Consider the following 19,075-nt stretch of genomic DNA (forward strand, 5'->3'; position numbering starts at 1 on the left):
TCCAATGGCCGAGACCACCAGTACGGCAGGCGCCTCAAAGGCGACAACCGAAGCCCAGGAGGCGATGAAGAAGCAGATCGCTGAGCTTCGCCGCGAAATCACCAAAATAAATCGGACCCTTTCCGACCAAGCCGAGGAGGCACAGGGCTGGTACGATAGCGCGGCCGACCGGGCCTCGCGTGCGGCCCGACAATTGCGCAACCAGGCGCACACCGTGTCTGAGACTGTCCAGCAGAACCCAGGCACAATCTCTTCGGCGATGGTGCTTGGCGGCGTATTCGGTGTCCTTCTCGGAATTGTGATTGCGAAGAGTTCCGAGCCTGAGCGGCGGTGGTTCTAGGGACAGATGACCACCTTGCAGTGCCGAGCCTGGCTATCGGCAATCAAGCATGGCTTTTGCGCTATCGGCATCCGTTACGATGACCGTCGCCAACCCGGCCCCCGCCACAGCTAGAAGAATGGCATGTTTGTGCGTCCCGCCTGAGGCGATGATGCGGCAGGGGATATTGCGGTAGTCTTCGAGCTCCGGCGAAAGCACCTGGCGGTTGAGAGGGTGGTCCACAGGCTTACCTTCGGCATCGAGATAGCGGCCCAGGAGGTCGCCGACGGCGCCGGCGGCAATGAGATCACGCGCATCCGTTCCCTCAGGCAGGCCGTAACGCACTTGCAGCGATTGCCGCGATACGTCCCCCACGCTCAGATAGGAGACATCCACATCATAGGTGCGGGGGAATATCCTCTGGAACACCGATTGGGAAATGATCGCCTCGCGCGATTGCGGGCTCTCGGCGTAGATCGGCGCCGCGAAATAGCAGCATTGCGCGCCCAGGACCTGCGCGAAGCCGCGGACGATCTCGAATGTGTTGATCTCCGAGCCGCGCGTCAGTCCGCCCATCATCGACCGAATCTCCATCTGCGGCTCGCTGACCGCCGTCATGTGCCGCACGGTTTCCCGCAGCGTCGCGCCCCAGCCGACGCCGATGGAGGCAGGCTTGCGGCTTTGGGTCAGCCGGTCCAGATAGGCGGCAGCACCCCGTCCGATGACCGAGTGCACCAGCCCGGGATCGCCCGGCGTCGGCACCACGACGGCATCCTGCAGGCCGAACCGGCTTCGCAATTCGGCCTCGAGTTCGATATTGGCGGCAAGCGGCGAGCTGAAGCCTATCCGCACGATCCCTTCCTCAAGTGCTGCGGCGAGAAGCTCGTTGACCCTGCGGCGGGTGAGATGCATCCGCTCGCCGATCTCAGCCTGCGTCAGACCCTCCACATGATAGAGCCATGCGGCCCGGATCATCAGCTCCTGCTGGTCCATGCGCTCTCTCCTCCCCGTGCCGTGGCCGCTTTCGGTTACAAACGTCACACTGGTGTAGCATTTGTAACTTACGAATCCCTGCGATCTGTTTCCGGCTGACGGGCCGATGTCAGCAAGGAAGTCATGGCCGTTTAGCCGGATAGCAGATTCAACAAGAATAGATCAACATGGATAAATGCTCTAGGCATGGGCAGGATACGCCGTGCTTATTTAGAAGATAATTATATTAATACTTTGTGCATAAATGTGTAATCTGCGGATTGTCACAAATAATTCATCGGTTCATTGCGAAACAGACACAGTGCTGAACATAAAATCGGCCGGATTGCTTTGACCGCGACTTGCCATTCCCGCAAAAGGAGATTCCGATGTTTTCTCTCACTCGGCGCGGCGCGCTTGGTATCCTCGGCGCAACCGCAGGCAGCATGATGCTGCCGCGCTTTGCGATCGGTCAGGGCGCGCGCCCGTCCGTCACCATCGCGGTGCAGAAGATCACCAATAACAACACGCTCGACATATGGAACGAGCAATCCAATGTGGGCGAGCGGGTGTTCTTCCCCAATTTCTGGGAAGGGCTGATCCTGCGCAACTGGATGGGCAACCAGGGCCCGGTTCCCGGCCTCGCGACCGAGTGGAAACGCATCGACGATAAGACCGTCGAGCTCAAGCTGCGCCAGGGCGTGAAGTTCCACAATGGCGACGAGCTGACCGCCGATGACGTGGTGTTCAGCTTCTCGGCCCAGCGCGTTTTCGGCGACACGCAGCCGGTCGGCGGCAAGACGATCTTCGAGGACGACCACAAACCCGCGACGCCAAAGGAACTGCCTGCCACGATACCCGGCATCGGCCGCCGGCTGTGGCCCCGGCTCGCCGGCGTCGAGGCGGTGGACAAACACACGGTGCGTTTCCACAACGCGACCTCGGATGTGACGCTGGAGGGCCGCCTCTATGCCTTCGGCAGCCAGATCGCCAACCGCCGTGCCTGGGACGAGGCGGCGAACTATGTCGACTGGGCGCGCAAGCCGGTCACCACCGGTCCCTATTCGGTCGGCGAGTTCAAGCCGGACGTGTCGCTTACTCTCGTGGCCTTCGACGACTATTGGGGCGGTCGCCCGCCGCTCGTGCAGATCCGTTTTGTCGAGGTTCCGGAGGTCGCCTCGCGCGTCAACGGGCTTCTGTCTGGCGAGTATGATTTTGCCTGTGACCTGCCGCCCGACCAGATTCCCGCCGTTCAGGGCGCCTCCGGCTTCGAGGTACAGGGCTCGACGATCCTCAATCACCGGGTTTCGGTGTTCAACACCCAGAATCCGATACTCGAAAACCCGCTGGTGCGCCGCGCGATGACCCATTCCATCGACCGCCAGGCGATCATTGAAGCGCTATGGGCAGGCCAGACGACGATTCCGGCCGGGCTACAGTTCCCCTTCTATGACGACATGTTCGTGCAGGGCTGGAAGGTGCCAGACTATAATCCCGATCTGGCGCGCGAGCTGCTGAAGCAGGCCAATTACAAGGGCGACGCGATTCCCTTCCGCCTCCTCGACAATTACTACACGAATCAGACTGCGAACGGCCAGATTATGGTCGAGATGTGGAACCAGGTCGGCCTCAACGTGCAGATCGAGATGAAGGAAAACTGGGCACAGATCCACGATCCGGCCGGCGTGAAAGGCGTGCGCGACTGGTCAGCCGGATGCGCTTTCAACGATCCTGTTGGCGGCATCGTCAACCAGTACGGCCCGAATGGTGAAGTCCAGCAGAAGAAGGATTGGACCAATGCCGAGGCCAATCAGATGGCCGCGATCCTGGAAACCGGCACCGACCGCGCCGCCCGCAAGAAGGCCTTCGCCCGCATGCTGGAAATCTGCGAGCGCGAGGATCCGGTCTATCAGATCCTTCACCAGAATGCGGTGTTCACCGGTATGAAGTCATCGCTGAAGTGGAAGGCCGCCCCCGCCTTCGCCATGGATTTCCGCTCCACCAACTGGGCAAGCTGACCAGTAGCCACGAACCGGCTCCGGCAGGGAAACGCCCGCCGGAGCTTTTTCTTTTCACGATGTCCTTCGGGCGGACGGAGCGGAAGCGGATGGCGATGACAGCTGCAACGGCCAATCTGGTGGAACTGCGCAACCTGAAAGTCGCCTTCGACGGCGTTCAGGTGCTGCACGGCATCGATCTCGATGTCGCACGCGGTGAGGCGCTCGGCCTCGTCGGGGAATCAGGATGCGGCAAATCGGTGACATGGCTGGCGGCGCTCGGCCTGCTGCCCGGCAAGGCAAGCGTGACCGGCTCCGTGCGCCTCGAGGGCCACGAGCTGTGCGGCAGCCCGCGCAGCACGTTGGAGCAGGTGCGGGGCGGGCGGATTGCCATGATCTTCCAGGATCCGTCGAGCTCGCTCAACCCGGTCCTGTCGATCGGCCGCCAGATCACCGAGGCGCTGGCCATTCATCGGGGGCTGCGGGGCGAGGCAGCGAAGACCGAGGCGCTGAGGCTGATGGACATGGTCGGCATTCCCGATGCCCGCCGCCGTTTCGATCTCTACACACACGAATTTTCCGGCGGACAATGCCAACGCCTGATGATCGCCATGGCGCTGGCGGGCGAACCGGACCTGTTGATCGCGGATGAGCCGACCACCGCGCTCGATGCGACCATCCAGGCCCAGATTCTCGATCTCTTGATCCGCCTGCAGGCCGAAACCGGCATGGCGCTGGTGTTCATCAGCCATGACCTCGGCGCGGTGTCGCAGGTCTGCGAACGGGTTTGCGTGATGTATGCGGGCCGCATCGTGGAGGAGGGTTCGGTCGCGCAGCTGTTTTCCAGCCCGCGCCATCCCTATACACGCGGCCTGTTCGACGCGATCCCGCGCATCGACGGTCCCCGAAAGCGGCTGATCCCGATACCGGGCACGGTGCCGAACCCGAAGACGCTGCCAAGGGGCTGTGCCTTTGCGCCGCGCTGCTCGCGCGTCACCGCTTTCTGCGAAACGTCGCCACCCCTCCTGAGGCCGCAAAAGGACGGCCGCAAGCTCGCCTGCGCGCACCCGATCGAGCTTGCGGTAACCGGCAAGGCCGAACGCAAAGTCCCCGAAGATTTGCTGCAATGACACCGCTGATCGAAGCAAAGGGGCTGGTGCGCATTTATACGCTCAGGCACGGACCCTTCTCCCGCCCCAGCTTTGTTCGCGCCGTGGAGGATATTTCGCTGTCGGTATTCCCCGGCGAAACGCTGGGCATTGTCGGGGAGTCCGGCTCCGGAAAGTCGACGCTCGGACGAATGCTGCTCGGCATCGATCCGGCCCAGGGCGGCGAGGTGCGCTTCGAAGGGCAACCGATGCCGAGGCTCGGCACGCCGGAATGGCGGGCGCTGCGCGCCAAAATGCAGCTTGTCTATCAGGACCCGCTGGCCGCGCTCGATCGCCGGCAGACGATCGCGACCCAGATCGGCGAACCGCTGGACATTCATCGCTTCGGGCCCAGGGAAAGCCGCGCCGGTCGCGTTGAGAAGCTGATGGCGGCCGTCGGCCTGCGCCCCGACCAGGCCGGCAGCTATCCGCACGAGCTTTCCGGCGGGCAGCGCCAGCGGGCGGTGATCGCGCGGGCGCTGGCCGCCCGACCCAAACTCCTGGTGTGTGACGAGCCGGTCTCCGCGCTTGATGTGTCGATCCAGGCGCAGGTGGTGAACATGTTGAGCGACCTGCAGCAAGAGAACGGCATCGCCATGATCTTCATCAGCCATGACCTAAAAGTCGTGCGCAACCTGGCCGACCGGGTCGCCGTCATGTATCTCGGCAGGATCGTCGAGGAAGCCTCCTCCGACGTGATTTTCCAGTCGCCCCGGCATCCCTACACCAAGGCGCTGGTTTCCAGCATGCCGATCCCCGGCAAGAAGCTTGAGGGGCGTGTCATCCTCCAGGGCGAGCCGCCTAATCCGGCCGCACGTCCGTCGGGCTGCGCCTTTCATCCCCGCTGCCCTGTCGCGCGCGACATCTGCCGCACTATCACGCCGGCGCTGCGCCAGATCGAGAAGGGGCGCACCGCCGCCTGCCATGTCGTGGCGGACAACGCCGCGATCGCCGCCTGATGGAGCCCGCATGATCCGTTTCGTTCTCGTGCGCGTTATGAGGGCCGTCATCACCATCCTTGCGGTGATGACCTTCGCCTTCGTCGTGCTGCGCATGTCGGGGGACCCGGCCGAGGTGATGCTGGGGCCGGACGTGCCGCAAAATGTCATCGAGGCGTTCCGCAAGTCGTGGGGTCTCGACCAGCCGCTCTGGATTCAATATTTGGCTTACCTCAAGTCGATCTTCACCGGCGATTTCGGCGTGTCGATGCGCGACAAGGCGCCCGCGCTGCAGCTGGTGCTGGAGCGCGTGCCGGCCACGCTGCAGCTCACCGTTCCGGCGCTCATCCTGAAGCTGCTGATCGGAATTCCGGCCGGCGTCTATGCGGCGCTGCACCGCCAGAGCTTCGCCGATCGCGGCGTGATCCTGCTGGCGATCCTCGGCTTTACCATCCCCTCCTTTGTCATGGGCCTGCTGCTGGTGCTGATCTTTTCGGTGACGCTGGGCGTGCTGCCTTCCGGTGGTCAGGAGACATGGGTGCACGGCATCCTGCCGACGCTCACCATGAGCGTGGGCGGCGTAGGCATACTCGCCCGTTTCTCGCGCAGCGCCATGATCGAGGTGATGGGGCAACCCTATATCCGCACAGCTTCCGCCAAGGGGCTGAAATGGCGCGACGTGGTGTGGGGCCATGCGCTGCCTAACGCAGCTGTGCCGATTGTGACCGTCGTCGGCTTCATGGTCGGCTCGCTGATCGCCGGCGCGGTGGTGGTGGAATCGATCTTCTCCTGGCCGGGCATCGGTAGGCTGCTGATTGTCTCGGTCAGCAATCGCGACCTCGCTGTCGTCCAGTGCATCCTGCTCATCGTCGCGGCCACCATGGTGGTGTCGAACCTCGCCGTCGACCTGCTCTACGGCTGGCTCGACCCGCGCCTGCGCTCGCCCGCGAGCCATTGAGGAGAACCGGAATGGCTTCGATCTATCCGGCGACCACACAGCCAAACGCGAGGCAAAGGGCTGGTTTCCTGTTGTCCATCCGACGCAACCTGCCGCTCAGCGTCGGGCTGGGAATCCTGTGGCTGGTCGCCATGGTGCTGGTTGCGATATTTGCCGACCGCATCCGCCCCTATGGGATCACGCAGATGGATCTCACCAGCCGGCTTGCGCCCCCCGGCATGCTGAAGCACTTGCTGGGCACCGACGAGCTGGGCCGCGACGTGCTTTCGCGCCTCATCCAGTCGATCCGCCTTTCATTCGTCATCGCCTTCGGGGCGACGCTCCTTTCGGCCGTGTTCGGCACGGCGCTCGGCTTCGCCGCCGCGCAGTTTCGCGGTTTGGTCGAGCATCTGGTGCTGGCGCTGGCCGACTTCCAGGCGGCCCTGCCGTTTCTCATCATGTCGCTGGCGGTGCTGGCGTTCTTCGGCTCCTCCATGGTGCTGCTGGTCTGCCTGATGGGTTTTTACGGCTGGGAGCGCTATGCGCGCATCGCGCGCGGTCTCGCGATCTCGGCGGGCGCGCAGGGCTATGCGGCCTCGGTGGTGCAGCTCGGCGCCACGCCGGCGCGGGTTTACCTGCGCCACATCCTGCCCAACGTCGCCTCGACGCTGATCGTTTCGATGACGCTGACCTTTCCCGAGATCATCCTGATGGAAAGCGGGCTGTCCTTCCTCGGCCTTGGCGTCCAGCCGCCGGCGACCAGCCTCGGCAATATGGTCGGCTTCGGCCGCGAATATCTGACCCGCGCGCCGTGGATCATGCTGGCGCCGGCCGCCGTCATCATGCTCACCACGCTGTCCATCTCGCTGGTTGGAGACTGGCTGCGCGACAGGCTCGATCCCACGGTGCGGTGAGATGTCGATCAGTTCTAGGAGGCTTCCATGACTTTGATCACTGGCATGACTTTGATCACCGGCCATCGCGGCGCCCGCAATCTGTGGCCCGAGAACTCGCTTGTGGGCTTCCTCAACACACTGGAGCTCGGTGTCGATGCCATCGAATTCGATGTTCACCTGACGGAAATGGGCGAGCTCGTGGTCATCCATGACGCAACGCTCGAACGCACGACGGAAGGCTTTGGACCGGTGCGGAAGCTGACGTTCGAAGAACGGGCAAACGTGAGATTGAAAGATACGGACGAGACCATCCCGACACTGGCGGACGTGCTGGCCGCGCTTTCTTCCAGGGCCGGGCCGGACCTGCATGTCGAGATCAAGACCGACGAAACCGGCATGCCCTATCCCGACATTGCCCGGCGCGTCGCCGAGGAGCTTCGACGCTTCGGCGTGGAGGACAGGACGCATCTGACGTCCTTCGACATTTCCGTTCTGGAAGACTGCCGGCGCCACGCGCCGCAGGTCGCGCGCCTCGTCTCCGTCAATGCTGACCTGGCCGAAAGACAGGGTGGCCTGGCGGCATTCCTTGCTCACGTCGACGGACTCGTGGACATCGTCGCCATCCATCACGAGCTGATGGAGGCGCAATGGGACCTGGTTCGCGCCGCGCTGCCGCTCGACCGGCTTTGCGTGTGGACCCTGAATGAGGAGGCGACGATCCGCCACTGGCTGGAACGGCGGATCGGCCGCCTGACATCGGACCGCCCCGACATCGCCATCGCCTTGCGCTCCGCCATGATGACGGCAGCGCCGCTCGAAGCCAACCCGGCCTGATCGCACCGATCGGCCGCATAACGACAAATGCCAATCTGGCCCTACCTGGAGACAAAGCAAATGAGCAATCTTATCGCAACCGGCTTCAACGCGCAGTCTCGCGACGGCGAGCTTGACAGCCTTGAAGCCGACCTTCGCCGGCTTGAACGCATCGGCGTCGACACCGTCGAGCTTGCGCTCACCAGCATCGATCTTGTCGCGGGCGGCCGCATCATTAGGGAAAGAGCGGACAGGCTTGTCGCGTTGGCCGGAGCGTTTTCCTTCCGCTACACAGTCCATGGCCTCGTCTCCTCCAACTTCATGGACCCTGCGGCCTGCACGTACCAGCTGCAGGCTGCCAAGGCGCTGGTCGAGATCTGTGACCGGATCGGCGCCCGTATCCTCGTCCAGCACGGCGGCTTCCTGCGCGCCGACCAGCCTCTCTTGCGCGCGGATGCGGACCGGCGCGAGCGCGAGGCTCTGTCCGAACTGGCGGAATTCGCCAGGCCCTATGGCGTGCGCATCGCGCTGGAGAACATCTTCACCGCGGAACCGGGGCAATATCGGCAGACGCCGGCGGAGGTGGCCGAGACCGTCAAGGCGGTCAATCATCCCAATCTGGTCGCGCTGATCGACTTCAGTCATGCCTATCTCGAAGCGACCTATCGCGGACTGAACTTCCGCGAGCAGATCCGCGCCATGGCGCCGGTGGCCGGGCATCTGCATGTGCACGATTCCTTCGGCCGCCCACAGGGCTTTTACAAGCCCTATTTTCTACAGGAAGCGACCGCGCTGGGCCTCGGCGACCTGCACATGCCGCTCGGCTGGGGCGACATCGCCTGGGAAGAGATTTTCAGCGAGCTGGCGTTCCTGCCGGAAACGGTGCTGATGATGGAGATCGGCGAACGCTACCGCAGCGAGCAGCCAGCCAGCCTCGAACGCGCGAAACGCCTAATGGCGCTGAACGGCACGCGCAGTTCCATGGCCGCCGAATGACAGGCCATTTGATTTTGGCCTGAAGGACATTGCAACGGTCGAGACTGTTTGGGTATCGTTGGCATAGTTCGAATTGAGGACCAGCCGGCCGGATCGGCCGGCCGCACTGCCGCTTAAGGTTCGTGTTGGCGACGCAACCAACTGATGGAGAAGATATGCGGCAAGCGCTGATCGTGTGGGGCGGCTGGGACGGACACGAGCCGGAAGAGGGTGCGCGCGTCGTCAAGGCGATGCTCGAAGAGGAGGGGTTTGGCGTGCGCGTCGAAACCACGACGGAGATATTCGCCGACCCCGCGATCGCCGATCTGAGCCTGATCGTCCCGATCTACACAATGGCCAAGCTTGCGAAGAACGAGGAGCTCAACCTGACAAAAGCAGTCGAGGGCGGTGTCGGCCTTGGCGGCTATCACGGCGGCATGTGTGATGCATTTCGCGAAGCCACGGAATACCAGTTCATGTGCGGCGGCCAGTGGGTGGCCCACCCGGGCAACATCATCGACTACCGGATCGACATCACCAGGCGCGACGATCCCATCATGAACGGCATCGATGATTTTTCGTACCGCTCGGAGCAGTACTACATGCATGTGGATCCGTCGAACGAGGTGCTGGCGACAACCACCTTCTCCGGCGAGCACGCATCCTGGATCGAAGGCGTGGTCATGCCGGTCGTCTGGAAGCGCCGGCACGGCAAGGGAAGGGTGTTCTATTCGGCGCTCGGCCATGCCGCCAAGGAATTCGCGGTGCCGCAGATGCGAACGATATTTCGTCGCGGCCTGGTGTGGGCGGCGCGCTGAGAGCGCGAATGCCGAACGCCCTGTCGCATCATCGGGCAATGCGGCGCAGGGCCAAGGCAGCGACAGCGGTGGCCGCTGCCAGAAGCGGCAGCCAGGCTTGCGGATCGCCCATGGCATGGAGCGTCAGGCCGCTGAGCAGCAGCCACAGCAGCGGTATCGGAAACAGCAGCGGCACAGGCCCGCCGCTCGCTGCAAGCAGGACGCCGAGCGCCGCGATCGCCGTCGGGTCCGGCGCGATGCCGAAGATTTCGGCGCTCGCCCATGGCCGCCCGAAGAGCGGCGGCAGGAGCGGATAGACAACGATGCCAACGGCCATGATCAGCAGCCCGAGCCGACCCGTCATGTCCCGCCTGTCGAAGGCGAGGCTGCCGCGTGCGGCACCGCCGATTACCAGCAGCAGCGCCTGCAGGCCGAAGGCCGGCGCGACATAGGCGATCGCCCAGTTGATCACGGCATAGCGGCTCCACAGGAAGGACCAGCCGACGAGGGCAAAGAGCACGGCAAGGATGAGTGCGATCCAGAGACCATGGCGACGCGGCCGCCGCAGCACGAGCAGGGCAATGGCAAGACCGGCGGCGAGTGCCAGGAGATGCAGCGGCCAGAAGGCTGCATTGTGCAACTCGAACATGCGCCAGTAGACGCGCGGCGAGAAGAGCAGGAAATCTTCCAGCCGGTAGGTCCACCATTCCGACATCTAAGCAGGTTCCGCAAAAGTGTCCCACGGTTTTGCGACAAGAACCTGCGACAAACAACAGAATCTAAGCAGGCATTCGTGCCAGCCCACGAATGCCTGCTTAGAGGTCCCGGATGTAGGCCGCCATCCGCTCGCGCATGGCCGCGTCGGGGAAGGGACCGGTCGCGGCCATCACGTTCTCGCGCACATGGTCGACGCGGGTCGTGGCGGGGATGGCGACGGTGACGGAGGGATGCGCAAGGATGAACTTCAAGATGAACTGCGCCCAGGATCCGGCGCCGATCTCGGCCGCCCAGTCCGGCAGTGTCTCGCCTTCGAGCTGGCGCGTCAGCGCGCCTTGCTGAAACGGCCGGTTGACGATGACGGCCATGCCGCGCTCGGCCGCCAGCGGTAGGAGCCGTTCCTCCGCCTCACGGTCGACGACGTTGTAGGTGAGCTGCACGAAGTCGAGCGGATGCGCGCGCATGATTTGTTCGAACAGGTCGTGCCGCCGTCCTTCGGATGTCGTGATGCCGACATAGCGGATGCGCCCGTCCGCCTTCATGGCGAACAGGGTTTCGAGATGCGCCTCCCAGCCGACGAGATTATGGACCTGCATGAGGTCGAAGCGCGGCACACCCCAGAAGCGGCGCGACTGCTCGATCTGCGCGGCTCCGTCGGCGGCGGAAGTCCAGACCTTCTCGGCGGAAAACAGCGCCTTGGGCCGGCCGAGCTTCTCGAGGCCATAGCCGATCACCGGCTGCGAGGAGCCGTACATCGGCGAGGAATCGATCATGCGGCCGCCTGCCTCGAAGAAGGCCGCGATCACCTCGGCGCATTGGTCGCGCAGCACCGGATCGTCGCCGACATTGAAGGTGATCCAGGTGCCCAGCCCAACTGCGGGAAGCATCTCTCCCGAGGAGGGCACGGCCCGCATCAGCGGCGCAGGCGCGCCGGGCGCGGTTCCCGGCAACACGAAGGCCGCTCCGGAAGCGGCGGCAGTCTTCACGAATGTCCTACGGGTGATGATCATCGTCTGCCATCCCTATACTCCCGACCACAAAAATGGTTCCGGGCGACCGGCCTTCGCAAGGCCGATCTGGGGGCGATCGGCGGGGAGCCGGCCAGTCTCAAGAGCGGTTCAGCTTTTGATAGAACCGCCCAACCGCTGTAAGTATTTCTGCAACCAGCCTGATTACCTGGAGGTAGCCCCTGTCCTGACCTGACGGTGCTGGCGGGCATAGGCCACGCAGGCGTCTACCGTGCTGACGCAGAGCGCATCGCGGTTGTTCGGCGTATTGTTGTCGCCGGCGTAGGCAACCTCGGCAACACGGCCATCGACCATTCGAAGTTGTGTGTTGCAATAGCCGCCAGGATTGACATTGAGGGATCCTCCAACCGTCGGGATCGCACCCACCGCCAAGGTTGGAATCACGACGTTGAGATTGCCGCGTTGAACGGTACGCTGATAGGTCCAGATCTGACCTGATCCGCCCGCATCAGCGGTGGCACTCGGAAAGCCGGCGCACATTCGAACATCAGCCTCGCTGAGACCGATCATCTCTTTGCGGGCTGCCGCTGTCGTTGCGTCTTCCTTCGCGATGGTCGACGTGTCGTCAGGGGCGACGCAGGAGGACACGATAGAACTGCCGGCCAAGAGAACAAGAAGGACAGGCTTTCGGATGCTGGAAAATATCATACCGACTGTGATGAATTGCGCCGACCCGAGACCCTAGTTAGGCAAGCAGACAATCGAGTCAACCTGCACAACTTCACGATGTCGTTGACGTGCCGCTCAGCGCAGTGGCTGCACTGACGGGATCTGCTGCCGGCGGTCGCGGCGTCGCCTGAGCATCTTCGACGTTGGGCGGTCGCCAGCGCGCCCTGCCGATCAAACGCTTTCGAGATAGGTCTCGAGCTCGAAATCGCTGACATTGAGCGCGAACGTATTCAGCTCCTGCCGTTTGCAGGCGATGAAGGAGTCGCGCAGGATGGCCGGAAATATCTCCGCAATATGCGCCCCGCTCTCGAAGCTGGCGATCGCCGAGGCCCAGTCAGGCGGCAGCTTCGCCGGCTGACGTCCTTGCCCGTCTCTGCCCGTCGGATCGCCGGGCGACAATTGCCTTTCGATGCCGATGAGCGCGGCGCCCAAGATAGCCGCAAGGACGAGGTACGGGTTGGCGTCCGCGCCGGCGACGCGATGCTCGATCCGGCGTGCGCTCGCCGGCCCGCCGGGGATTCGGATCGCGATCATGCGGTTCTCGTAGCCCCAGGCAACCGCGTTCGGCGCATAGGATCCAGGACGCAGCCTGCGGTAGGAATTGAAGTGCGGTGCAAAAACCAGCGTGCTTTCGGCCATGGCGGCGAGCAGACCGCCGACGGCATGGCGCATGATGTCCGACCCCTGGTCGCTGCCGTTGTCGAAGACGTTGCGGCCTTCGGCGTCGGTCAGGCTGAAATGGACGTGAAAACCGTTGCCGGCACGGTCACCATACGGCTTGGCCATGAAGCAGGCGGCAAAGCCGTGCTTACGGGCGATGCCCTTGACGGTGCGCTTGAACAGCACGGCATCGTCGGCGGCGCGCAAGGCGTCCGCGACATGGTTCAGATTGATCTCGAACTGGCCGACACCGTTTTCGGCGATCGCGGTGTCGACGGGAATGCCTTGCATGCGGCAGGCGTCGCAGACGTCGTGGATGAAGGCTTCGAAGTCGTCAATCTCGTCGATCGACAGGGCCGCATCGGAATCGAGACGGCGACCGGTTACCGGCGAGACAGGCCCGATAGGCCGCTGCGATTGCGGGTCGACCAGATAGAATTCCAGTTCCGTGGCAGTGACCGGGGTCAGGCCCAGAGCCTTGTAGCGGTCGAGGACACGAGCCAGCGCCCGCCGCGGATCACCGAGAAACGGCGCGCCATTCTCATCGGCAAGCCAGAGCGGAACGAGTGCTGTCGGATGTGCCGTCCAGTTCACCGGCACGATGCCGCGTCCCGTCCACTGGCAAAGGCCGTCGGCGTCGCCGTTGCCGAAAACCAGCGTGTTGTTCTCGATATCCTCGCCCCAGATGTCGAGCCCAACCAGCGAATAAGGCATGCGCAACTTGCCCTCCAGCGCCTTGCGTGCCTGCTCGACGGGTATGCGCTTGCCGCGCATGATGCCGTTGAGGTCGCACACCGCAGCCCTCAGGCTGTGGATGTCGTCCCTGCTTTCAAGCCAATTCAGAACGCCCGTGATTGCGTCGCCCAATTTCAACCCCTGGTTCCGAAGGTGCCGTAGCCCTGACCGGTTACGATATCGGTTATAGATAGCTTGTGAGTTTATGAAAACCGTTCCGGCTGTCACCAGAAGATTTTGCTTATTTTTTCAATTCACTAGCTGGGATATCGGGAGGCATTTCAGACCAATTGCGCGATTTGCGATCGCAATATAGTGGTAAGGTTGGGGAAAGCCAAGCGGCATTTGAGCCGGGCTATTGGCGGCTCGGCAAGGGGCGGGAATAGGCCGAGCCGGCCTTCGCGCCGGGACATGAAAGAACAGGAGCGGGCGGTTGCGAAGACACCGTTCGCCGCCACGCAGCAGTCAGAGGGATGAGCCAAATGACAAATACGCCGTCGCACCGCGCGGAGATCGACCTGTCGAACTGGAGGACAAGGCCCTATTCGGCCTGGTCGTTCCAGAACGCGGCGGAACTGGTGCCGTCCGCCACGATCCGCAGCGCGCGCCAGCCGGAAACGCCGACACTCGACCTTGGGCGGCTGTCCGACCTTGTGGTTGCCGACGTTGCCGGCAAGCCGCGTCCATTGCCGGATTTCCTGCTTGAAAGCGACACCGACAATTTCGCGGTGATGCGCGGCGGAAATCTCGTGGCCGAGTGGCATGCCCCGACAAGCGATCCGGCAAAGCCGCATCTGGTGTTTTCGGTGTCCAAATCCATCACCGGCCTTCTGGCGGGAATCCTGATCGGCCAAGGGATGCTCTCGCTGGACGACCGCTTGGCAAAGCACCTGCCCGAAGCCGCTGGATCGGCCTATGGCGACGCCACGTTACGCGATCTCCTCAACATGCAGATCAGCATCGATTTCGACGAAGCCTACCTGAGCAGAGACGGCGCTTTCGATCGCTACAGGCGGGCGATGCTGTGGAATCCGGACAAGGCGGACGATCCCGCGCCCGATCTCAAGACTTTCCTGTGCACCTTGCCGAAGGCCGCACATCCGCACGGCACGCGGCACGCCTACCGGTCACCCAATGTCGACATGGCGGCGATCATCCTCGAGCAGGCATCGGGCGAGCGCTTCGCCGAATTGCTGAGCCGGCTCCTGTGGCAGCCGATGGGCGCCCATTCCGATGCGCAGATAACCGTCGATCGGGCCGGCAATCCGCGCGCCTCGGGCGGCATCTCGATGACCGCGCGCGATCTCGCCCGCGTCGGTGAGCTGGTTCGCACCGGTGGCCGCGGCATCGTTCCGGCAGACTGGGTTGCCAGCCTCTGGGCCGGCGGCGACCGCGCCATCTGGGCCGCCGGCGACCAGGGCTATGCCTATCCGGGCGGAAGCTACCGCAATTATTGGTACGACACCGGCACGGGTGCGCTCGCCGCCTTGGGCATCCATGGCCAGTGGCTCTGGATCGATCCGGCGACGCAAACCGTCATTGTCAGGCAGTCCTCGGAACCCGACCCGGTCAACGACCGGATGGATCAGACGGTCGTCGCGGTGATGAAGGCAGTTTCCGCCGCCTCGTGACGGCCTCGATAGTCAGTTACGGGTTTCCGGAAACTTGACGTGCTGCAAAAGATGCGTCGCGCCGTCGTTTATGTCGCGCACGATGGCGGCACGCGCGCGCGGCCCGTCCTGGACTTCGATCGCGGCGACGGCTTCCTCGTGGTAATCGATGTCGAGAATGGCGGCGAGATTGTCCTCGAAACCGGTGGTCAGGTTCCTGAGAAACGGACCGACCTGCATCCACACCGTCTCGATCAGGAAGATCATCTGCTCATTGCCGCAGTGGCGATAGATCGAGAACTTGAAGTTGTAGTTCTTGCGCAGGTAATCGTCGATGTCGCCCTTGCGGGCTGCCAGGGTCAGCTCCGTGCAGTGGCGACGGATCGCTCGCAGATTGTTGCCATTGATCAGCTTTGCGGCAAGCTCGGTCGCGGAGCCTTCGAGGATCGTTCGCACCTCGGTCAGCTGCGAGAACCTTTCGGCCGAGATGACCGGCACCTCCATGCTGCCGTTCGGCATCGGGCTCAGCGCACGCAACGCCTGCAGCCGCATGAAGGCGCTGCGCACCGGCATGTCGCTGGTGCCCAGTTCCTTGGCGAGCTTGCGCGAGGTCAGCTTCTGGCCGGGCGCAAACTGGCCCGACATCAATGCCCTGACGAGTTCGAGATAGACCTTCTCATGCAGGGGCACGGTGTCGACGGCGGTCAACCCGAAAAGCGTTTTATCGGCCATTGGCGGTGCGCTACTTCATTCGTTCTGAAATCTACGCAGCTGGCTACATCTGCCGCTAGAAATGATGGCTGGCCGAACGCGGCATGAAGGCCGAAGTCAGCGATTTTTCAAGCACATGATAGACGCTGCAACCGCAACGCTGCAAGCCGCGTCGTCGCCGCCTTCCGGGTTGCGCCCAGCAAATGCCGCGCCGACACAAAGCCGGCCGGACAACAGCTCATGCCTGCTCCAGGAGCGCTCGGCGTTACGCGATGTAAAATGCGTACTTTCCCGGCGTCTCAGATAAATAAATGCTTTTCAGCCACACAAAATGATGAAACAATAAAATTGAGACTGGGGAAAATTCGATGCGCAACGTCAGCGGACATGGCAAGCGCCTGTCCTATTACGATTTCGGCCACACGACGGTGTACGCCTCCCGCTTCGACCAGCGCTTCCCCTATTGCGCCTATGTGCCCGACGACTATGACGAGGACGGCGACAAGACATATCCGCTGGCGGTGATCGTGCATGGCACCGAACGCGGCATGCTCGCCTACCGCGATGCCTTTGCCGACTTCGCCGAGCAGAACGGCGTGATCGTGCTCGCCCCGCTCTTCCCGGCGAGCATCTGTTTCCCGGGCGACCTTTCCTCTTACAAGATGCTGCGCGAGGGCGACCTCCACTACGATGCCGTGATGCTCGACATGGTCGAGGAAATGCGGGAGCGCTACCGCACCCGCGGCGACCGCGTGCTGATGTACGGCTTCTCCGGCGGCGGCCATTTCACCCATCGTTTCCTGTTCCTCCATCCCGAACGCCTGCTGGCTGCATCGATCGGCGCGCCGGGCGTCGTGACCCTGCTCGACTTCGATCACGATTTCTGGGTCGGGGTGCGCGACTTCGAGAAAGTGTTCGGCAAGAAGGTCGACCTCGACGCCATGCGCAAGGTCGCCGTGCAGATGGTGATCGGTGGTGACGATCTCGAAACCTGGGAGATCACCATCAAGCCGGACGATGCCTGGTGGATGCCCGGCGCCGATCTCGCCGGCGCGACCCGCAACGACCGGATCAGGTCGTTGAAGGGCAGCCTGGAGAGACACGGCGTCGAGGTGCAGCTGGATGTCGTGCCCGGCATCACCCACGACGACCGCGAGCTCATCGCCAAGGTCAAGGACTTCTTTGCGCGGGCATTGAATGGGGTTGCCGCGCCCGCCTGAAAAACTGCAGTCAACAAAACTGGAGATAAAAATGGGAACAAGATCGGGAATGGGAAGACGATTGATCCGGGTGCTGGCGGCAATCGCCATGATGGCGTGTGCGCTGCCGGCGATGGCGCAGGAGCAGCCGAAAACCGGCGGCACGCTCAAGGTTCGTATTAACGCCGACATCCGCGCCACCGATGGTCTTAATCGCGACGCGAACACCGACACGGTGCTGCACCAGATCTTCGAGACGCTGGTGGCCTACCGCGCCGATCTCACGGTCGGCCCGGCACTGGCCGAATCCTGGAAAGTGTCGGACGACGGCAAGACCTATGCCTTCACGCTGCGCGACGGCGCGGCTTTCCACAATGGCGACGCCGTGACCTCATCCGACGTCAAATGGAACTGGGACCGCCGCATGGATGCGGCCAACGAGTGGTTCTGCATTCCGTTCTTCGACGGCAGCCAGGGGCTCAAGGTCGATGAGGTGGCGACGCCTGATCCACGCACCGTTGTCTTCACGCTCAACGCGCCGAATGCGCTCTTTCTCGCGCAGCTCGCCAATGTCCAGTGCAATGGCTGGGTCGCCAGCCCGAAGAATGTCGGCACCGACGGCAAGTGGATCGCCGACAGCGCCATCGGCAGTGGCCCCTTCAAACTGAAGGAATGGGTCAAGGGCCAGTATGTCACGCTCGAACGCTTTGCCGATTACAAGCCGGTGAAGGAGGCGCCGAGCGGCTTTGCCGGCAGCCGTGAGGCCTATGTCGACGAGGTGCGCTTCATGGTCATTCCCGACACGGCGGCATCGGAAACCGCGCTGTTCGCCGGCGAGCTCGACGTTCTGCCCGATCTTGAATCATCGCGTGTCGAGGAAGCCAAGTCGCGGGGCATGACGGTGCTGTCGACGCAAGGCCTGTCGTGGACGGCGATCCTGCTGCAGACCAAGGATCCGCTGCTGTCGAACGTCAAGATACGCGAGGCGCTGGCGCATGCCGCCGACATCAACCAGATCGCCGCCGCTCGCACCAACGGTGTCGCCGCCGGTGACCCCTCTGCCGTCGCCCAGGCGAGCTCATTCTTCGACGGGGATTTTCTCAAATGGCCGGAATACGACCCGGTCAAGGCCAAGGCGCTGCTAGACGAGGCCGGCTACAAGGGCGAGCCGATCAAGATCCAGACCAACACCCGCTACCAGGGCATGTATGAAAACGCCGTGCTGCTGCAGGCGATGCTGACGGCCGCGGGCTTCAATGCGCAGCTCGAAGTGCTGGATTGGGCGGCACAGCTCGACAATTACCTTGCCGGCAAGTTCCAGATCCAGTCCTTCGGCTATTCGGCGCGTCTCGATCCGTCACTGATGTATGGCGTCATCCTCGGCGACAAGGCGACCGATCCGACAGCGCAGTGGGACAGCAAGGAGGCCCTCGACCTCTACACGAAGTCGATGGCCACGACCGACCCCGCGCAACGCAAGGCGTTGTTCAAGCAGCTCCATGCCCTCATGGCAAAGGATGTGCCGATCCTTGGCCTCTATTACGAGCCATCCGTCGACGCCGTGTCGCCGAAGGTGAAAGGCTATTCAGTATGGCCCGCGGCAAACCCCCGCGCATGGGGTGTCTGGAAAAGCGAATAGGAGCTGGCGGTTGTCTGTCGCTCGAAAGGTCGGAGGCGTGTGGCCTCCGATCTTTTGTTTGAGCTACCTGGTGGTGAAAACCTGACGCTTGGTACCGGGGCCGTAAACCCGCTCAGGGCGGGAAGGAGACCTAAACTCACCAGCTCTCCCATGGCGCGTTTGCGCCAGGAGCGATCGTTCGACAGCGATCCGAGCAGCAATGGCCGTTCTGCGTGGCCGAAGTGTCTCTGACCTTTAGTACGAGGTGACGGTTGACCGTGTAGGTCTGTGACCTAGCTTTGTGACCTAACTTAAAGCTCAAGCGGACCGCCCACA

At 63.0% G+C, this 19,075-nt stretch carries 18 protein-coding genes; 12 read left to right on the plus strand and 6 right to left on the minus strand.

Annotated elements, in window-relative coordinates; translation table 11 throughout:
• The first annotated feature begins 4 nt into the window (after nucleotides 1–4).
• Nucleotides 5–340, plus strand: coding sequence for a hypothetical protein (locus EJ075_RS20380; RefSeq protein WP_095489098.1), 336 nt, complete (start codon nucleotides 5–7; stop codon nucleotides 338–340).
• A gap of 33 nt (nucleotides 341–373) precedes the next feature.
• On the opposite strand, the gene EJ075_RS20385 is transcribed toward EJ075_RS20380, so the two are convergent.
• Nucleotides 374–1,312 carry a sugar-binding transcriptional regulator gene (locus EJ075_RS20385; protein ID WP_126105499.1) on the minus strand — a complete coding sequence of 313 codons (939 nt, stop codon included), beginning with the start codon at nucleotides 1,310–1,312 and terminating at the stop codon, nucleotides 374–376.
• A gap of 368 nt (nucleotides 1,313–1,680) precedes the next feature.
• Between EJ075_RS20385 and EJ075_RS20390 the strand changes: the two genes are divergently transcribed.
• From EJ075_RS20390 to EJ075_RS20425, 8 genes are all read left to right on the plus strand, one after another.
• Entirely contained in the window at nucleotides 1,681–3,309 is a 1,629-nt protein-coding gene (locus EJ075_RS20390; protein WP_126105500.1) for an ABC transporter substrate-binding protein, read from the plus strand.
• Nucleotides 3,310–3,404: 95 nt separating this feature from the next.
• The gene (locus tag EJ075_RS20395; protein WP_126105501.1) at nucleotides 3,405–4,418 is read left to right on the plus strand and encodes an ABC transporter ATP-binding protein; all 1,014 of its coding nucleotides are present in this window, start codon (nucleotides 3,405–3,407) and stop codon (nucleotides 4,416–4,418) included.
• Nucleotides 4,415–5,395 carry an ABC transporter ATP-binding protein gene (locus EJ075_RS20400; protein ID WP_126105502.1) on the plus strand — a complete coding sequence of 327 codons (981 nt, stop codon included), beginning with the start codon at nucleotides 4,415–4,417 and terminating at the stop codon, nucleotides 5,393–5,395. The genes EJ075_RS20395 and EJ075_RS20400 overlap by 4 nt, the downstream gene beginning before the upstream one ends.
• A 10-nt stretch (nucleotides 5,396–5,405) precedes the next feature.
• Nucleotides 5,406–6,332 (plus strand): ABC transporter permease, encoded by a 927-nt coding sequence (locus EJ075_RS20405; protein WP_126105503.1) that lies wholly within the window; start codon nucleotides 5,406–5,408, stop codon nucleotides 6,330–6,332.
• Between the two features lie 11 nt (nucleotides 6,333–6,343).
• A complete protein-coding gene (locus EJ075_RS20410; RefSeq protein ID WP_126105504.1) occupies nucleotides 6,344–7,225 on the plus strand; it encodes an ABC transporter permease in 882 nt (293 codons plus the stop codon).
• Between the two features lie 45 nt (nucleotides 7,226–7,270).
• Nucleotides 7,271–8,041, plus strand: a complete 771-nt coding sequence (locus EJ075_RS20415) for a glycerophosphodiester phosphodiesterase family protein (RefSeq protein WP_126107394.1) — start codon at nucleotides 7,271–7,273, stop codon at nucleotides 8,039–8,041.
• A 60-nt stretch (nucleotides 8,042–8,101) separates the two neighbouring features.
• Nucleotides 8,102–9,016 (plus strand): TIM barrel protein, encoded by a 915-nt coding sequence (locus EJ075_RS20420; protein ID WP_126105505.1) that lies wholly within the window; start codon nucleotides 8,102–8,104, stop codon nucleotides 9,014–9,016.
• A 155-nt stretch (nucleotides 9,017–9,171) separates the two neighbouring features.
• Nucleotides 9,172–9,813 carry a ThuA domain-containing protein gene (locus EJ075_RS20425; RefSeq protein ID WP_126105506.1) on the plus strand — a complete coding sequence of 214 codons (642 nt, stop codon included), beginning with the start codon at nucleotides 9,172–9,174 and terminating at the stop codon, nucleotides 9,811–9,813.
• A 28-nt stretch (nucleotides 9,814–9,841) separates the two neighbouring features.
• Here EJ075_RS20425 and EJ075_RS20430 read toward each other — a convergent pair whose 3' ends face one another.
• From EJ075_RS20430 to EJ075_RS20445, 4 genes are all read right to left on the minus strand, one after another.
• The gene (locus tag EJ075_RS20430) at nucleotides 9,842–10,507 is read right to left on the minus strand and encodes a DUF6064 family protein (RefSeq protein WP_126105507.1); all 666 of its coding nucleotides are present in this window, start codon (nucleotides 10,505–10,507) and stop codon (nucleotides 9,842–9,844) included.
• A 100-nt stretch (nucleotides 10,508–10,607) separates the two neighbouring features.
• The gene (locus EJ075_RS20435; RefSeq protein WP_348627379.1) at nucleotides 10,608–11,423 is read right to left on the minus strand and encodes an aldo/keto reductase; all 816 of its coding nucleotides are present in this window, start codon (nucleotides 11,421–11,423) and stop codon (nucleotides 10,608–10,610) included.
• Between the two features lie 258 nt (nucleotides 11,424–11,681).
• Nucleotides 11,682–12,047 (minus strand): hypothetical protein, encoded by a 366-nt coding sequence (locus tag EJ075_RS20440; protein WP_245457968.1) that lies wholly within the window; start codon nucleotides 12,045–12,047, stop codon nucleotides 11,682–11,684.
• Nucleotides 12,048–12,377: 330 nt separating this feature from the next.
• Nucleotides 12,378–13,733: a glutamine synthetase family protein gene (locus EJ075_RS20445; protein WP_126105510.1), complete on the minus strand. Its 1,356-nt coding sequence runs from the start codon at nucleotides 13,731–13,733 to the stop codon at nucleotides 12,378–12,380.
• A gap of 350 nt (nucleotides 13,734–14,083) precedes the next feature.
• Here EJ075_RS20445 and EJ075_RS20450 point away from each other — a divergent pair, with 350 nt between their 5' ends.
• Entirely contained in the window at nucleotides 14,084–15,232 is a 1,149-nt protein-coding gene (locus EJ075_RS20450; RefSeq protein ID WP_126105511.1) for a serine hydrolase, read from the plus strand.
• A gap of 12 nt (nucleotides 15,233–15,244) precedes the next feature.
• On the opposite strand, the gene EJ075_RS20455 is transcribed toward EJ075_RS20450, so the two are convergent.
• Nucleotides 15,245–15,943, minus strand: coding sequence for a GntR family transcriptional regulator (locus tag EJ075_RS20455; RefSeq protein ID WP_095489110.1), 699 nt, complete (start codon nucleotides 15,941–15,943; stop codon nucleotides 15,245–15,247).
• A 347-nt stretch (nucleotides 15,944–16,290) separates the two neighbouring features.
• Here EJ075_RS20455 and EJ075_RS20460 point away from each other — a divergent pair, with 347 nt between their 5' ends.
• Together EJ075_RS20460 and EJ075_RS20465 are read left to right on the plus strand one after the other, a co-directional pair.
• Nucleotides 16,291–17,142 carry a hydrolase gene (locus EJ075_RS20460; RefSeq protein WP_095489111.1) on the plus strand — a complete coding sequence of 284 codons (852 nt, stop codon included), beginning with the start codon at nucleotides 16,291–16,293 and terminating at the stop codon, nucleotides 17,140–17,142.
• Between the two features lie 31 nt (nucleotides 17,143–17,173).
• Nucleotides 17,174–18,760 (plus strand): ABC transporter substrate-binding protein, encoded by a 1,587-nt coding sequence (locus EJ075_RS20465; protein WP_126105512.1) that lies wholly within the window; start codon nucleotides 17,174–17,176, stop codon nucleotides 18,758–18,760.
• Nucleotides 18,761–19,075: the final 315 nt, after the last annotated feature.

Source organism: Mesorhizobium sp. M6A.T.Cr.TU.016.01.1.1 (assembly GCF_003952585.1).
Classification (GTDB): domain Bacteria; phylum Pseudomonadota; class Alphaproteobacteria; order Rhizobiales; family Rhizobiaceae; genus Mesorhizobium; species Mesorhizobium mediterraneum.

Coding starts and splice junctions, on each gene's coding strand:
- EJ075_RS20415 (WP_126107394.1), top strand. CDS start 7,271: ATGACTTTGATCACCGGCCATCGCGGCGCCCGCAATCTGTGGCCCGAG.
- EJ075_RS20410 (WP_126105504.1), top strand. CDS start 6,344: ATGGCTTCGATCTATCCGGCGACCACACAGCCAAACGCGAGGCAAAGG.
- EJ075_RS20465 (WP_126105512.1), top strand. CDS start 17,174: ATGGGAACAAGATCGGGAATGGGAAGACGATTGATCCGGGTGCTGGCG.
- EJ075_RS20460 (WP_095489111.1), top strand. CDS start 16,291: ATGCGCAACGTCAGCGGACATGGCAAGCGCCTGTCCTATTACGATTTC.
- EJ075_RS20455 (WP_095489110.1), bottom strand. CDS start 15,943: ATGGCCGATAAAACGCTTTTCGGGTTGACCGCCGTCGACACCGTGCCC.
- EJ075_RS20380 (WP_095489098.1), top strand. CDS start 5: ATGGCCGAGACCACCAGTACGGCAGGCGCCTCAAAGGCGACAACCGAA.
- EJ075_RS20400 (WP_126105502.1), top strand. CDS start 4,415: ATGACACCGCTGATCGAAGCAAAGGGGCTGGTGCGCATTTATACGCTC.
- EJ075_RS20385 (WP_126105499.1), bottom strand. CDS start 1,312: ATGGACCAGCAGGAGCTGATGATCCGGGCCGCATGGCTCTATCATGTG.
- EJ075_RS20425 (WP_126105506.1), top strand. CDS start 9,172: ATGCGGCAAGCGCTGATCGTGTGGGGCGGCTGGGACGGACACGAGCCG.
- EJ075_RS20395 (WP_126105501.1), top strand. CDS start 3,405: ATGACAGCTGCAACGGCCAATCTGGTGGAACTGCGCAACCTGAAAGTC.
- EJ075_RS20420 (WP_126105505.1), top strand. CDS start 8,102: ATGAGCAATCTTATCGCAACCGGCTTCAACGCGCAGTCTCGCGACGGC.
- EJ075_RS20435 (WP_348627379.1), bottom strand. CDS start 11,423: ATGCGGGCCGTGCCCTCCTCGGGAGAGATGCTTCCCGCAGTTGGGCTG.
- EJ075_RS20450 (WP_126105511.1), top strand. CDS start 14,084: ATGACAAATACGCCGTCGCACCGCGCGGAGATCGACCTGTCGAACTGG.
- EJ075_RS20390 (WP_126105500.1), top strand. CDS start 1,681: ATGTTTTCTCTCACTCGGCGCGGCGCGCTTGGTATCCTCGGCGCAACC.
- EJ075_RS20440 (WP_245457968.1), bottom strand. CDS start 12,047: ATGATCGGTCTCAGCGAGGCTGATGTTCGAATGTGCGCCGGCTTTCCG.
- EJ075_RS20430 (WP_126105507.1), bottom strand. CDS start 10,507: ATGTCGGAATGGTGGACCTACCGGCTGGAAGATTTCCTGCTCTTCTCG.
- EJ075_RS20405 (WP_126105503.1), top strand. CDS start 5,406: ATGATCCGTTTCGTTCTCGTGCGCGTTATGAGGGCCGTCATCACCATC.